At 71.6% G+C, this 13,140-nt stretch carries 12 protein-coding genes; 5 read left to right on the forward strand and 7 right to left on the reverse strand.

What is annotated here, in order from left to right; genetic code table 11:
* Positions 1-3 precede the first annotated feature (3 nt).
* Genes Vau01_RS06195 through Vau01_RS06210 form a run of 4 tightly spaced genes read right to left on the reverse strand, consistent with a single transcriptional unit; the run spans position 4 to position 4,464 of the window.
* Complete coding sequence (locus Vau01_RS06195) at positions 4-1,584, reverse strand: bifunctional uroporphyrinogen-III C-methyltransferase/uroporphyrinogen-III synthase (protein WP_203988205.1); 1,581 nt, start codon at positions 1,582-1,584, stop codon at positions 4-6.
* Positions 1,581-2,495: a hydroxymethylbilane synthase gene (hemC, locus tag Vau01_RS06200; RefSeq protein ID WP_203988206.1), complete on the reverse strand. Its 915-nt coding sequence runs from the start codon at positions 2,493-2,495 to the stop codon at positions 1,581-1,583. Before hemC ends, Vau01_RS06195 begins: the two co-directional genes overlap by 4 nt.
* The gene (locus Vau01_RS06205; RefSeq protein WP_203988207.1) at positions 2,492-3,760 is read right to left on the reverse strand and encodes a glutamyl-tRNA reductase; all 1,269 of its coding nucleotides are present in this window, start codon (positions 3,758-3,760) and stop codon (positions 2,492-2,494) included. The genes hemC and Vau01_RS06205 overlap by 4 nt, the downstream gene beginning before the upstream one ends.
* The gene (locus tag Vau01_RS06210) at positions 3,757-4,464 is read right to left on the reverse strand and encodes a redox-sensing transcriptional repressor Rex (protein ID WP_203988208.1); all 708 of its coding nucleotides are present in this window, start codon (positions 4,462-4,464) and stop codon (positions 3,757-3,759) included. The genes Vau01_RS06205 and Vau01_RS06210 overlap by 4 nt, the downstream gene beginning before the upstream one ends.
* Positions 4,465-4,914: 450 nt before the next feature.
* Between Vau01_RS06210 and Vau01_RS06215 the strand changes: the two genes are divergently transcribed.
* Complete coding sequence (locus Vau01_RS06215) at positions 4,915-6,252, forward strand: sensor histidine kinase (RefSeq protein WP_373320180.1); 1,338 nt, start codon at positions 4,915-4,917, stop codon at positions 6,250-6,252.
* A complete protein-coding gene (locus Vau01_RS06220; RefSeq protein WP_203988209.1) occupies positions 6,243-6,887 on the forward strand; it encodes a LuxR C-terminal-related transcriptional regulator in 645 nt (214 codons plus the stop codon). The genes Vau01_RS06215 and Vau01_RS06220 overlap by 10 nt, the downstream gene beginning before the upstream one ends.
* Here Vau01_RS06220 and Vau01_RS06225 read toward each other — a convergent pair.
* The 3 genes from Vau01_RS06225 to Vau01_RS06235 are packed head-to-tail and all read right to left on the reverse strand — an operon-like array spanning position 6,872 to position 9,326.
* Complete coding sequence (locus tag Vau01_RS06225; RefSeq protein ID WP_239151351.1) at positions 6,872-7,510, reverse strand: HAD family hydrolase; 639 nt, start codon at positions 7,508-7,510, stop codon at positions 6,872-6,874. The two genes, Vau01_RS06220 and Vau01_RS06225, sit on opposite strands and share 16 nt — an antisense overlap.
* An 11-nt stretch (positions 7,511-7,521) precedes the next feature.
* Positions 7,522-7,755 carry a glutaredoxin family protein gene (locus tag Vau01_RS06230; RefSeq protein WP_203988211.1) on the reverse strand — a complete coding sequence of 78 codons (234 nt, stop codon included), beginning with the start codon at positions 7,753-7,755 and terminating at the stop codon, positions 7,522-7,524.
* On the reverse strand, positions 7,752-9,326 hold the full coding sequence (locus Vau01_RS06235; RefSeq protein WP_203988212.1) for an AMP-binding protein: 1,575 nt from the start codon (positions 9,324-9,326) through the stop codon (positions 7,752-7,754). Before Vau01_RS06235 ends, Vau01_RS06230 begins: the two co-directional genes overlap by 4 nt.
* A 464-nt stretch (positions 9,327-9,790) precedes the next feature.
* Between Vau01_RS06235 and Vau01_RS06240 the strand changes: the two genes are divergently transcribed.
* From Vau01_RS06240 to Vau01_RS06250, 3 genes are all read left to right on the forward strand, one after another.
* Entirely contained in the window at positions 9,791-10,798 is a 1,008-nt protein-coding gene (locus Vau01_RS06240; RefSeq protein WP_373320181.1) for a sigma-70 family RNA polymerase sigma factor, read from the forward strand.
* 187 nt (positions 10,799-10,985) lie between these two features.
* Positions 10,986-12,071, forward strand: a complete 1,086-nt coding sequence (locus tag Vau01_RS06245; RefSeq protein WP_203988213.1) for a DUF5667 domain-containing protein — start codon at positions 10,986-10,988, stop codon at positions 12,069-12,071.
* Between the two features lie 114 nt (positions 12,072-12,185).
* On the forward strand, positions 12,186-13,127 hold the full coding sequence (locus tag Vau01_RS06250; protein WP_203988214.1) for an HAD family hydrolase: 942 nt from the start codon (positions 12,186-12,188) through the stop codon (positions 13,125-13,127).
* Positions 13,128-13,140 lie beyond the last annotated feature (13 nt).

Below are 13,140 nucleotides of genomic sequence, written 5' to 3' on the forward strand. Positions count from 1 at the left end.
ATCCTATCTGAAACGCAGCGCGGTGGGACCCTGCACTTTGGATCCGCGCCGCTGCTTGGCCGGCATCGCGGCCAGCTTCTCGCGCAGTTCGACGGCGTACGTCGCCAGCGCCTCGACCAGGTCGGGCACCGAGGCGTGCGGCGGCTGGACGTCCATCCGCAAGCCGAACTCGACGGCGGTCTCGGCCGTCTTCGGACCGATCACCGCGACCACCGTGCGGGCGTGCGGCTTGCCGGCGATGCCGACCAGGTTCCGCACCGTCGACGACGAGGTGAAGAGCACCGCGTCGAACCCGCCGGTCTTGATCGCGTCGCGGATCTCGGCCGGCGGCGGCGCCGCGCGGACCGTGCGGTACGCGGTGACGTCGTCGACCTCCCAGCCCATCTCGACCAGGCCGGCGGCGAGCGTCTCGGTGGCGATGTCGGCGCGGGGCAGCAGGATCCGGCCGACCGGGTCGAGCACCTCGTCGTGCGGCGAGAACTCGGCCAGCAGGCCCTCGCTCGACTGCTCACCGGCGGGGATCAGCTCGGGCTGGATGCCGAACGCGCGCACCGCGTCGGCCGTCGCCTCGCCCACACAGGCGATCTTGACGCCACCGAAATGCCGGGCGTCGAGGCCGTGCTCGGCGAACTTCTCCCAGACGGCGCGCACCGCGTTGACCGAGGTGAAGATCGTCCAGGCGTAGCGGCCGTCGACCAGGCCCTTGATCGCGCGCTCCATCTGCGCCGGCGTGCGTGGCGGCTCGACGGCGATCGTCGGCACCTCGCACGGGATCGCCCCGTACGAGCGCAGCAGGTCGCTCATCACGCCGGCCTGCTCCTTGGTGCGCGGCACCAGCACCTTCCAGCCGTACAGCGGCCGGTTCTCCCACCAGGAGAGCTTGTCGCGGGACGGGATGGCGGCGCCGATGAGCACCACCAGGCGGCCGGCCGCGCCGAGCGCGGAGGAGACCAGCCCGTCGACCGTGGTCGTGGACGTGTACTGGGTGTCGCCGGTGCCGTCGCCGGTCAGCGCGACCGGCGTCGTCGGGTCGACGCCGGCGGCGATCATGCCGTCGCGCAGCGCGCCCAGATCACCGGCGTCGACCGAGAGCGACACCGACCCGCGGGCCACCCCGGCGGCGACCGCCTCGAAGTCCAGTTCCTGCACGTCGACGACGTCGGCGGTGACCCGCACGCCGCTCAGCGGCACGCCCGCGTACGTCGCGACACCGGCCGCGTGCCCGACCCCCGGCACCACCTCGAACGGCACCGCCGTCCGCGCCACCGCCTGCACCTCTTTGACGACCGGCTCGACCGCGAACGGGTCGCCGTCGACCAGCCGCACCGCGCGCAGGCCGGACCGGGCCGCCGACATGAGCACCTTGGCCACGTCACCGGGGCCGCCCTCGGCCGGGCTGAACTGGGCGTCGGGTTCCGCGTCGGCCTTGATCGCGTCGAGCAGCGCTATGGGTACGTCCCGGTCGTAGAGCACGTGGTCGGCGGAGGTCAGCGCCGCGAACGCGCGGCGGGTGAGCAGGCTCGGGTCACCCGGACCGGCCCCGACGAACGAGATGCGGCCCACCGACTTGCGGGTGCGGGTCATTCCTGGTCTCCCATTAACTGATCGGCGCCTTCCTCGCGCAGGTCGCGGGCCAGCGCACGGCCCACCTCCGCGGGATCAGCGAGCGTACCGGTGCGCGACAGCCGGATGGTATTCGTCCCGTCCGGGCTGAACACTGCACCGCGCAGATAGATCTCCGGCCCGTCGTCGCCCTCGGCGACCTCGGCCAGGGCCGCGACCGGAGCCGAGCAACCGGCTTCGAGCGTGGCCAGCAGCGCCCGCTCGGCCAGGACGGCCGCGCGGGAGTATTCGTCGTCGAGCGCCGCCAGCAGCGCGACGGTCTCGACGTCATCGGACCGGCACTCGACCGCCAGCGCGCCCTGTGCGGGGGCCGGCAGCATCGTGAGCGGGTCGAGGGTCTCGGTGATCTCGTCGGTGCGGCCGAGCCGGACGATGCCGGCCCGCGCCAGGATGACGGCGTCGAGCTCGCCGTCGAGGACCTTGCGGATCCGCGTGTCGACGTTTCCCCGGATCGGGACCGGCGTGAGGCCCCGCCGCAGGGCGTGCAACTGGGCGATCCGGCGGACGGCGCCGGTGCCGATGGTGGCGCCGGTGCCGAGATCGGACAGCGTCCTGCCGGCGCGCGCGACCAGGGCGTCGCGGCTGTCGGCGCGCGGCGGAACCGCGGCGATCACCAGGCCGTCGGCGGGCGCGGTCGGCAGGTCCTTGTAGGAGTGGACGGCGAAGTCGACCTCTTTCGCCGTCAGCGCGTCGCGCAGCGCGGACACGAAGACGCCGACGCCGAGTTCCGCCACCGGTGCGTTCGACCTGTCGCCGGCGGTGACGATCTCGACCAGTTCGACCTGCTGTCCGGTGGCCCTGGTGAGCGCCTCCGCGACCTGCGTCGACTGCGCGAGGGCGAGCTTGCTCCCCCGTGTACCGAGCTTGATCATTCAGGACCCGCTTCCAGAGCGCCCGGCACGTCGAGCGGTTCGGGCAGGTCGAACAGCTCCCGCAGGAGATTCGCGTACTGCTCACCGCCCGGTTGGCCGGCCCGCTGCCGCACCCGCACGGTCGGCTCGTGCAGCAGCCGCTGGACGATGCGGTGCATCGACTTGGCGACCTCGGCCCGTTGCGCGTCGGTGAGGCCGCCGCGCGAGCCGAGCCTCCGCAGCTCGGCCGAGACCAGGTCGTCGGCCCGGGACCGCAACGCGGCGACGGTGGGTGCCACGTCGGAGCCGCGGTGCCACGCGACGAACGCGTCGACCTCGGCGTTGACGATGTCCTCGGCGAGCGCCACGTCGCCCGCGCCGGCGGTGGCGCCGCTGTCACGCAGCCGGTCGATGTCGATCAGCGTGACCGCGGGGTGGCGACCGACCGAGCGGTCGACGTCGTGCGGCACCGCCAGGTCGAGGATCAGCAGCGGCTTCGCGCGGGGCGGCACCGACGTGATCACCTGGCCGGGCGAGGTGGTGGCCGACACCACGATGTCGACCTCGCCGAGCAAGGCGGGCAGGTCGTCGACCGGCGCGACGGTGGCGCCGTAGGTGGCGGCGAGGTGCACGGCCCTGGCCGCCGTGCGGTTGCTGACCAGCAGATCGGTGACGCCGGCGCGGTGCAGCGTGGCCAGCGCCAGCGCGCCCATCGCGCCCGCGCCGAGCACGAGGGCCCGCTTGCCGGTGGCCGGCCCGCCGCCGAGGCCGAGGTCGAGAGCGGCCGTGACCACGCTCTGCCCGGCCCGGTCGATGCCGGTCTCGGCGTGCACCCGCTTGCCGACCCGCAGCGCCTGCTGGGCGAGTTCGTGCAGCATCCGGCCGGTGGCGCCGTGCTCGGCCGCCGCCGTGTAGGCGTCGCGGAGCTGGCCGAGGATCTGGCTCTCGCCGACCACCATCGAGTCGAGGCCGGCGGCCACCCGGTAGGCGTGCTTCACCGCGTCGCTGCCGTAGTGCGCGTACAGCCGGTCGGCCAGTTCGGACACCGGCACGCCGGCCCGTTCGGCGAGCACCGTGCCGACGTCGGAGAGGCCACCGTGGAAGGACGCGACGACCGCGTAGACCTCGACCCGGTTGCAGGTCGAGACGACCAGCGCCTCCCGCACGTACGGCTGGTCGAGCAGGAGCGCCAGCACCGTGGGCAGTTCGCCCGGTGCGAGCGTCACCCGCTCGAGCACACCGACGTCCGCCGTCCGGTGGGAGATGCCGACCACGAGAACGTTCACTGCCCCACCGCCTTAGCCGGAAGTGCCGTCAGCGCCGATTTCCGGTGCTCGTGGAACGACAGGATCTGCAGTTCGATGGCAAGGTCGACCTTGCGAACATCGACGCCGTCCGGCACTACCAGTACGCACGGCGCGAAGTTCAGGATGCTCGTCACACCCGCCGCGACCAAACGGTCGGCGACCCGCTGCGCGGCGTGTGCCGGCGTCGCGATGACCCCGATCGAGATGCGTTCCGCGTCCACCACCGCCTCCACGTCGGCGATGTCGCGAACGCTCATTCCGCCGACGCGCTCACCCACCCGGGACGGGTCGGCGTCGAACAGGGCGGCGATGTGGAAGCCACGGGTGGCGAACCCGGCGTAGCCGGCCAGCGCGTGGCCGAGGTTACCGATTCCCACCAGGGCGACGGCCCGCGACTCGTGCAGGCCGAGCACCTGCTCGATCTGCTCGATCAGCAGCCCGACGTCGTAACCGACCCCGCGGGTGCCGTAGGAGCCGAGGTGGGAGAGGTCCTTGCGCAGCTTCGCCGAGTTGACGCCAGCGGCGGCCGCCAGACCTTCGCTGGAGACGGTGTCCTGGTCGTCGTCGGCGAGGTTGTGGAGCGCACGCAGGTACTCGGGGAGCCGAGCCACGGTCGCCTCGGGCAGGTCCGGAAACTCCGGACCACCGGTGGCGAACCCTGACCCGTTTGCGCGCTGACTCATGAGACTCCGAGAATCTGACCGGTGCGTACCGGTGTACTCCGATTTGGACGAGCACTACCACACGATTGGTAGCTCGACGCGCCTGCCAGCCTAGGCACTTGTGAAGCCGTGCACAAATCGCGATCTTGAACCGCGGTGCCCGGCCCTACGAGGGACAACTCCTCCACCTCGTCACAAAAACGGCGCCCACCCGCACACTGGAAGATCGAGAGATGCCCCCGCGGCACAAAAGTGCCCTTCATTCTCGACCCTTCAGGCGCAGGTGAGCGCCTCCATCCATTATGCGCAAATCCGACTAATGCGGAGGAAAAACGCCTCTTTTTTGAAATTCCGGACGGCGGTGCGGGCGACCGCGCGGGGCACGTCCACCGGTACGGTAAGGCCAGCACTACCGGGAACTGGGCAGGTCACCGGATGGGGGGAATACGGACACATGCCTACCGTCGAGTCATGACCAGGCCCGCACCGTTCCCGATGCCCACCGCACCCGCTCTCCACCGCCCGACGTGGCTCGGCCGGATGCTCGCCGACACCCTCTACGTGCTGGTCGCGTTCCCGTACGGGCTGGTCGGCTTCGTCGTGCTCTTCTGCTCGTTCATGGTCGGCGCGGCCAACGTGGTCACGCTGCTCGGCCTGCCCGTGCTGTTCGCCGCGATGTACCTGGCCCGCTGGTTCGCCAACGGCGAGCGCGCCATGCTCGCCCGCGTCCTCCAGGTGCCCGCAGCCCGGGTGAACTACAAGCAGCCGCCGCCCGACTCCGGCTGGTGGCGGCGCATCGTCACCCCGCTCACCGACGGCCAGAACTGGCTCGACCTCGGGCACGGCATCGTCGCGTTCGGCACCTCGCTCGCCTCGTTCATCCTGCTGGCAACCTGGTGGGCCGGCGCGCTCGGCGGCGTCTCCTACCCGATCTGGGCCTGGGCGATCCCGCAGGGCCCCGACGACCAGCAGTTCCACCAACTGCTCGGGCTGCCCGACACGATGTTCGTGAACGTCACCGTCCAGTTCTCGATGGGCCTGGTGTTTCTGATCACGCTGCCGCCGGTCGCCCGCGGCGCCGCGATGCTCCGGGCGCTACCCGCCCGCGGCATGCTCTACTCCGTCGCCGGGCTGCGCGACCGCATCACCGACCTGGAGGAGCAGACGGTCGAGGCCCGCGCGCAGACCGCCGCGGCCGTCTCGGCCGAGGCGACCGCGCTGCGCCGGCTCGAGCGCGACATCCACGACGGACCGCAGCAGCGGCTCGTGCGCCTCGCGATGGACCTCGGCCGGGCCCAGCACCAGCTCGACATCGACCCCGACGCGGCCCGCGCCACCGTCAACGAAGCCCTGGCACAGACCCGCGAGACGCTGGCCGAACTGCGCGCGCTCTCGCGCGGCATCGCCCCGCCGATCCTGGCCGACCGTGGCCTGGTCGCGGCCGTCTCGGCGCTCGCCGGGCGCAGCATCGTGCCGGTCGAGGTCGACTGGCCCGGTCTCGACAACACCACCGACGCCCGGCCCCGCCTCGACGCCGCGGTGGAGAACGCCGCATACTTCGTGATCGCCGAGGCGCTCACCAACATCGCCAAGCACAGCCACGCCACCGAGTGCAACGTGTCGCTGGAGCGCGACGGCGGCTACCTGCTCATCGAGATCCGCGACAACGGCGTCGGCGGTGCGCACGTCTCGAAGGGGCACGGACTCGCGGGCCTGGCCGACCGGGTGCGTGCGGCCGGTGGTGTACTCACGATCGACAGCCCCGATGGGGGACCCACCAGACTGCTCGCGGAGCTGCCGTGCGTGTAGTGATCGCCGATGACGCCGTCCTCCTGCGGGAAGGGCTCGTCCGGCTGCTCGTGGAGAGCGGACACGATGTGGTGGCCGCGGTAGGTGACGGTCCGTCGCTGGTCACCTCCGTGCTGGAGCACAAGCCCGACATCTCGATCGTCGACGTGCGGATGCCGCCGTCGCACACCGACGAGGGGCTGCGGGCGGCGGTCGAGGCCCGGGGCAAGGTGCCCGGTACGCCGGTGCTCGTGCTCTCCCAGTACGTCGAGGTCTCCTACGCCGACGACCTGCTCGCCGACGGCAAGGGTGGCATCGGCTACCTGCTGAAGGACCGCGTCTCCGACGTCGCCGACTTCCTCGACGGCCTCGCCCGCGTCGCCGGTGGCGGCACCGTCCTCGACCCCGAGGTGGTCGCCCAGTTGTTCGCCCGCCGCCGCCGCGGCGACCCGCTGCGCAGCCTCACCGCGCGCGAACGCGAGGTGCTCGGGCTGATGGCGGAGGGCCGCTCGAACACCGCGATCGCCCGGCACCTGGTGGTCACCGAGGGCGCGGTCGAGAAGCACGTGCGCAACATCTTCACGAAGCTCGACCTGCCGCCCGACGACGAACAGCACCGTCGCGTGCTGGCCGTGCTCGCCTACCTCAAGGGCTGAGCCAGTTTGATGGCCTCGATCAGGGTGTCGGCCACCGGGTAACCGCTGGCCCGCAGCACCTCCGGATCGGTGAACCCGCCCGTGTAGAGCACCACCGCCGCGCCCACCTCGTCGGCCGCATGCGCGTCGTCGATCGAGTCGCCGATCAGCACCGTGTCCTCCCCGGCCACGTCCAGGGCGGCCAGGTGTTCCTTCAGGTGCTCGGCCTTGTGGCCGCCACCCACCTGGGCGCGCAGGCCGTCGACCCTCGCCAACCGGTCGACCAGGCCGCGCCGGGTGACCTCCGGGACCAGTTCGTCGTGGAAGAACATCGAGAGCAGCGACTGGGTGTCGGGCCAGGCGTTGATCGCCTCGATCGCGTCGTCGGCGAGGGCACAGTCGACCAGGCGGGTCCGGTAGGTGTCGTGGAACACGCGGTCGAGCCGCACGAACTCCGCGGCGTCGATCGGACGGCCGAGGACGTACGCGTAGTAGTCGACGATCGGGCGGCGGAAGTCGCGCCGGTGCTCGTCGGCGTCGACCACCGGCCCGCCCACGAGGGCGAATGCCGCGTTCGTCGCCTCGACCACCGGTTCGAGGTCATTGAGCAGGGTGCCGTTCCAGTCCCAGACGAGGTGAGCCACGGTCGGCAAGGCTATCCAACAAGGTCACGGAGCAGCCGGTGCTCCTCGACGCGCCAGTAGCCGTGCTCCCTTCCGTCGAGCAGGATCACCGGGATGCGGTCGCCGTACTCGGCGGTGAGCTCGGGGTCGGTCGCGATGTCGACCTCGGCGTAGCCCTCGCCGGTCTGCTCGCGAACCCGATCGAGCACCGCTTTGGCGTCGTCGCAGAGGTGGCAGCCGGCCCGGGTGTACAGGGTGATCCTCACGCGACGCCGTTCCGGAGTTCGCCCTTGCGCACCTTGCCCGTCGCCGAGTGGGGCAGGTCCGACACGAACTCGATCGCGGCCGGGCACTTGAACCGGGCCAGGTTCTTCTCGGCGTGCGCGACGAGTTCGTCCGTGGTGACCTCGCCGGACCGCACCACGAACGCCTTCACGGCCTGCCCGGTGTACGGGTGTGGCACCCCGATCACGGCGGCCTCGGCCACCGCCGGGTGCGCGCACAGCACCTGCTCGACCTCGTGCGGGTAGACGTTGAAGCCGCTCACCAGGATCAGCTCCGTCAACCGGTCGACCAGGAACAGGTCGCCGTCGGCGTCGGCGTACGCGACGTCGGCGGTGTGCCACCAGCCGTCGGCGCCGGGGCCGTCGCGCCCGTCGGGCCAGTAGCCGGAGAACAGGTTCGCACCGCGCACCAGCACCTCGCCCGGGTCGGTGCCGGGGGTGCCGGGGCTGTCGGTGTCGTAGTCGTCATCGTCGAGCGGCCCGTCGACCAGCACCTCGCCGCCGCCGGCGAGGGCGAGCTTGACCTCGACACCGGGGATCGGCCGGCCGATCGAGCCGGGCTTGCGCCTGCCCCCCGACGCCGTGCCGACGATCGTCGACGCGACCACCGGCGCGGTCTCGGTGAGCCCGTACCCCTCGTGGATGGGCTGGCCGGTGGCCGCGGTGAACCGCTCGGCGGTGGCCAGTTCCAGCGGCGCCGTTCCGGACACCGCCAGCCGCACGCTCTTGAACCTGTCGGCCAGCCGCTCCCCCATCAGCGACCAGGCGACGTACATCGTCGGCACCCCGGCGACCACCGTGACCGCGCGCCGCGCGACCAGCGCGAGGGAGTCGGCGGGGTCGAACCGCTCGACCAGCACCCCGGTGGCGGCGTGGTACGCCACGGCCACGAGCCCCGAGTTCAGGCCGTACGCGTGGAAGAGCGGAACCGCGAGGAGGACGACGTCGTCCGGGCCGGCCGGGGGCGGATCGAGCGCGGCGAGCTGCTCGTGGTTGGCGAGCAGCGCCCGGTGGCTCAGCATCGCGCCCTTGGGCGTGCCGGCGGTGCCCGACGTGTAGATCAGCACCGCCAGGTCTTCGCCACCGGTGACCGGCTCGGGAACCGGTGCAGTCTTTGAGACATCGCCGCGGGGCAGCGCGCCGAGCGCGAACGTGTGCGGCGGGGCGTCCTCGCCGGCGATCGCCAGCACGTCGCGGGTGCCGATCAGCACGGCGGCGCCCGAGTCGCTCAGCAGGTGGGCCAGCTCGCGGGCGGTGTAGCCGGGGTTGACCGGCACCGCGCAGAGGTTCGCGCGCAGCGCGGCGAACAACGCGACGGCAAACTCGGGCACGTTGGGTAGCGCAATCGCCACGCGGGGCGGATGTTGAGCTCCATCGACCGCGGGTCGGCCGCCACCGAGGTCGAGCGCCGACAGCGCGGCGGCCAGCTCGTCGACCTGACGGTTCAGCTCGGCCCAGGTGATGACCCGGTCGTGCCAGTGCAGGGCGGGATGGTCGGGACGGGTGTCCGCGGCACGGCGGACGAGGTCTGCGACGTTGCGTACCTCGGGCACGGTCGCGAGTCTGGCACACCGCTGGGGTCCGCCGGACAGTCAGATCCAACCAGTATTACCTTTTGTCCGAATTGCCGCTTATTTAGAAACCGACACGCCGGTCCACCTTCCGACTCACCCGCTCGGGCGACCCCAAATTCGAAGCGTGATCAGGACCTAGCGGAACGCTCATGAAACGGCGTGTCACCAAGACAATGCGGCGTGTCGCAAGGTCGAATCGCACCCGATGTGCGACGACGGACAGCGGCAGATGTTCACGATGGGCCTCCGTGTAGCGGACTTCCCACACGGGGGTGACTACGGCCCTAGTATCGGCGGGTCGGCTCACCCCTTTTGTTGTGTTCCGATCCCCCTCAGACCGAGGAGGCCGCAATGCCATGTTTTTTACCGGAAGCTGACCTCTTGAGGCTGTTGGGAGATTTCTACCTCTCGATCGATCCTGCAAGCGACCGGAAGGCGGATCTGTGACGTCGATCCCGTCCACGACGGGCCTGGCGGGCGTCACGGGTTTAAGCCCCGAGGTGCTCGCTGCCCGTTCCGTCCTCACCCGAGGCCTGAACACCCTGCGGTACGCCATGGCCGACGCCTGGAAGGCCGGGCTCGAAAACGCCGGCCTCATGATGTCCACGGGCATCCAGCGCGGCAACGGCGTCCCCCGCACCCGTAACCGACCCGGCGTCGGCGACCAGTCCCAGCCGTACACCCCCGGCGGGAACTCGAAGGCGGCGGATGCTCGCCTCGGCGGCAAGCCGTCGCCGGTCCCGCATCCGCAGCGAGACCATTCCGACTCCCTGGGCCACGGGCATACGGGCCTGGATCCGGGCCGCGGGGGATCGCAGGTGCCCGCCCAGCCGGAGCCGCCGGAGCCGGAACCCGCGGCGGTCAAGACGCGGCCCGACCCCACCGACGCCGCCGCCGGGGTGTGGGTGCTGGTCGAACGCGCCCAGGCCGGCGACGCCGACGCGTTCGGCCAGATCTACGACCGCTACCTCGACACGGTCTTCCGCTTCATCTACTTCCGCGTCGGGAACCGGCAACTCGCCGAGGACCTCACCGCCGACACGTTCCTGCGCGCCCTCAAGCGCATCGGCAGCTTCACCTGGCAGGGCCGCGACCCCGGCGCCTGGCTGGTGACGATCGCCCGCAACCTGGTCGCCGACCACTTCAAGTCCGGTCGCTACCGGCTCGAGGTGACCACCGGCGACGTGCTCGACGCCGACCGCGAGGACCGGGGCCCCGAGGGCAGCCCGGAAGCGGCCGTGGTCGACCACATCACCAACGTCGCCCTGCTCACCGCCGTGAAGCAGCTCAACCCCGAGCAGCAGGAGTGCATCGTGCTCCGGTTCCTGCACGGGTTCTCGGTGGCGGAGACGGCGCAGGCGATGGGCAAGAACGAGGGCGCCATCAAGGCGCTGCAGTACCGCGCGGTGCGAGCGCTGGCCCGATTGCTCCCGGAGGGCTTCAAGTCATGACGACGGCGGTGACGCCGGTCACGCGCCACTCGTTCGGGGAACGGTCCGCCGTAACCCCAGCCTTTCGGCTCCGTTGGAACGGGTACGACCGGCGGCCAGGCGCCCGCCGGTCCTGGCCGCTTGGGTTCTGCCCGCTCGGCCCGTTCCGCGCCGTTGACGTCAATCAGAGCGAAGGGGGGTGCTCCCGGTGATCACGCCAGTGTTTCCCAGCCGGCGCGCCGAGCGCTTTGCCCAACTGCTCGACGAAGCGGCCGGCGCCCGCCGGCATCATTCCTGGTCGGACGGGGACAGCGACCTGACCGGAATGGTGACCATCGGCCAGCGGGTAACGACTCTACCGCTGGTCGTCGAGGTGGATCCCGAATTCCGTACCGGACTGCGCGCGAGCCTGATGGCCCGCATCGAACGGGAGGGCATCGGCGCGACCGCGTCCGAGCCCGACGTCGAGTCACCGCAGCGGCGCAAGCTCGGCGACCTGTTGCCGAGCGGCCGCACCCGCAGCGCGATCATCGCGACGATCGCTGCGGGCTCGTTCGGCGCATTCGGTGTCTCCGCCGCGAGCGGTGACGCGATGCCGGGCGACACGTTGTACAAGGTCAAGCGGTCGGCCGAGCAGGCGCAGTTGGCCCTCGCCGGTTCCGATGTGAGCCGGGGCCAGCTGAACCTGGAGTTCGCCCGCAAGCGGCTGGCCGAGGCCGGCGCGCTGGGCGGCGATGTGAACAAGCTCGACCCGGTGCTCGACGACATGGACACCGGCATGCGGGAGGGTTCCCGGCTGCTCACCACCGCCGCGGTCGACCGTGGCGAGGTGGCCGGCCTGCAGGCCGTCCAGCAGTTCACCCGCGACCAGCAGCCGATCCTGGCCAACCTGGCCAACCGGCTCGACGGTCCGGCGAAGGTGCGGGCCACCGAGTCGGTCGACCTGCTCAAGCGGATCAGCGAGCGGGCCAGCGGGCTGCAGAACACCATCAAGTGTCCCGACCTGCAGGTGCCCACCGACGAACTCGGCGCGCTGCCGGTCGTCTGCGGAAATGCCGCACCACCGGCCTCCCGCAGCGGGCCCGACAAGGCCCCGGAGGCGACCGCCAAGCCGACCGGGCCGGCACCGCCCGCGACCGGTGCCCCCACCGTGGGCGGACGCAACGCGGTGACGGGCCCCTCGGAGTCGGCCGAGGCCGGCGCCTCGGCGACGCCCGACGCCGGCGAGAGCGAGTCCGACGACGGCGGCGTGATCGACAGCATCAAGCGGGCCGTCGAGGGCCTGTTCGGTTAGTTCACCGATCACAACGGCGCCCGGCGACATTTCGCCGGGCGCCGTTCATCTTGTCCGGCTCGGGACGGGTGACGGCTCGGTTAGGCTCGCGTGCGGAAGGGAGGCCGAGAACACATGACTCAGCTGCCTGCCAACACGAAGCGTTCCTGGCGCCGAACCCGGTCCGAGCCCCGAAAGCGGCTGATCACCACGGCCGCCGGCTGGGCCGCCGCCGAGGTCGAGGCCGCCCTCACCGTTCCCGCCGACCCCAGCGCCGCCGCGTTCTTCGACGTCGACAACACGATGATGCAGGGCGCGTCGATCTACTACCTCGCCCGCGGCATGGCCCGGCGCAAGTACGTCACCACCGGCGACATGGTCCGCTTCGCCTGGAAACAGTTGAAATTCCGGGTGATCGCGGCCGAGCAGGGCGGCGACGTCACGGCTGCGAAGGCCGCGGCGCTGGCGTTCGTCGAGGGTTGGCGGGTCGAGGAGCTCGAGCGGCTGTCGGAGGAGATCTTCGACGAGCTGATGGCCGACCGCATCTGGTCGGGCACCCACGCGCTGGCCCGGCTGCACCTCGACGCCGGGCAGCGGGTGTGGCTGGTCACCGCCGCGCCGGTCGAACTGGGCCGGATCATCGCGCAGCGGCTCGGGCTCACCGGCGCGCTCGGCACGGTCGCCGAGATCCGCGACGGCGAGTATACCGGCCGCCTCGTCGGCGACATGCTGCACGGCCCGGCGAAGGCCGAGGCGATCCACGCGCTGGCCGCCGCCGAGGGGCTCGACCTCGAACGGTGCTCGGCCTACAGCGACTCGGTGAACGACACCCCGATGCTGTCGATCGTCGGGCACGCCGTCGCCGTCAACCCCGACTCCGCGCTGCGCCGCGAGGCGCGCCGGCGCGGCTGGGAACTCCGCGACTTCCGCACCGGCCGCAAGGCGGCGCGGGTCGCGGTGCCGGCGGCGTTGGGCACCGGAATTCTGGCCGGTGCCGCCGTGGCCGGGCTTTCGCTGCACCGGCGGCGGCGCAGCCGGGGAACCCTCGTAGCGGACGCGGTGCGCAAGGCCCTGTGACCAACCGTTCCCG

The organism is Virgisporangium aurantiacum (assembly GCF_016863635.1).
GTDB classification, from domain to species: domain Bacteria; phylum Actinomycetota; class Actinomycetes; order Mycobacteriales; family Micromonosporaceae; genus Virgisporangium; species Virgisporangium aurantiacum.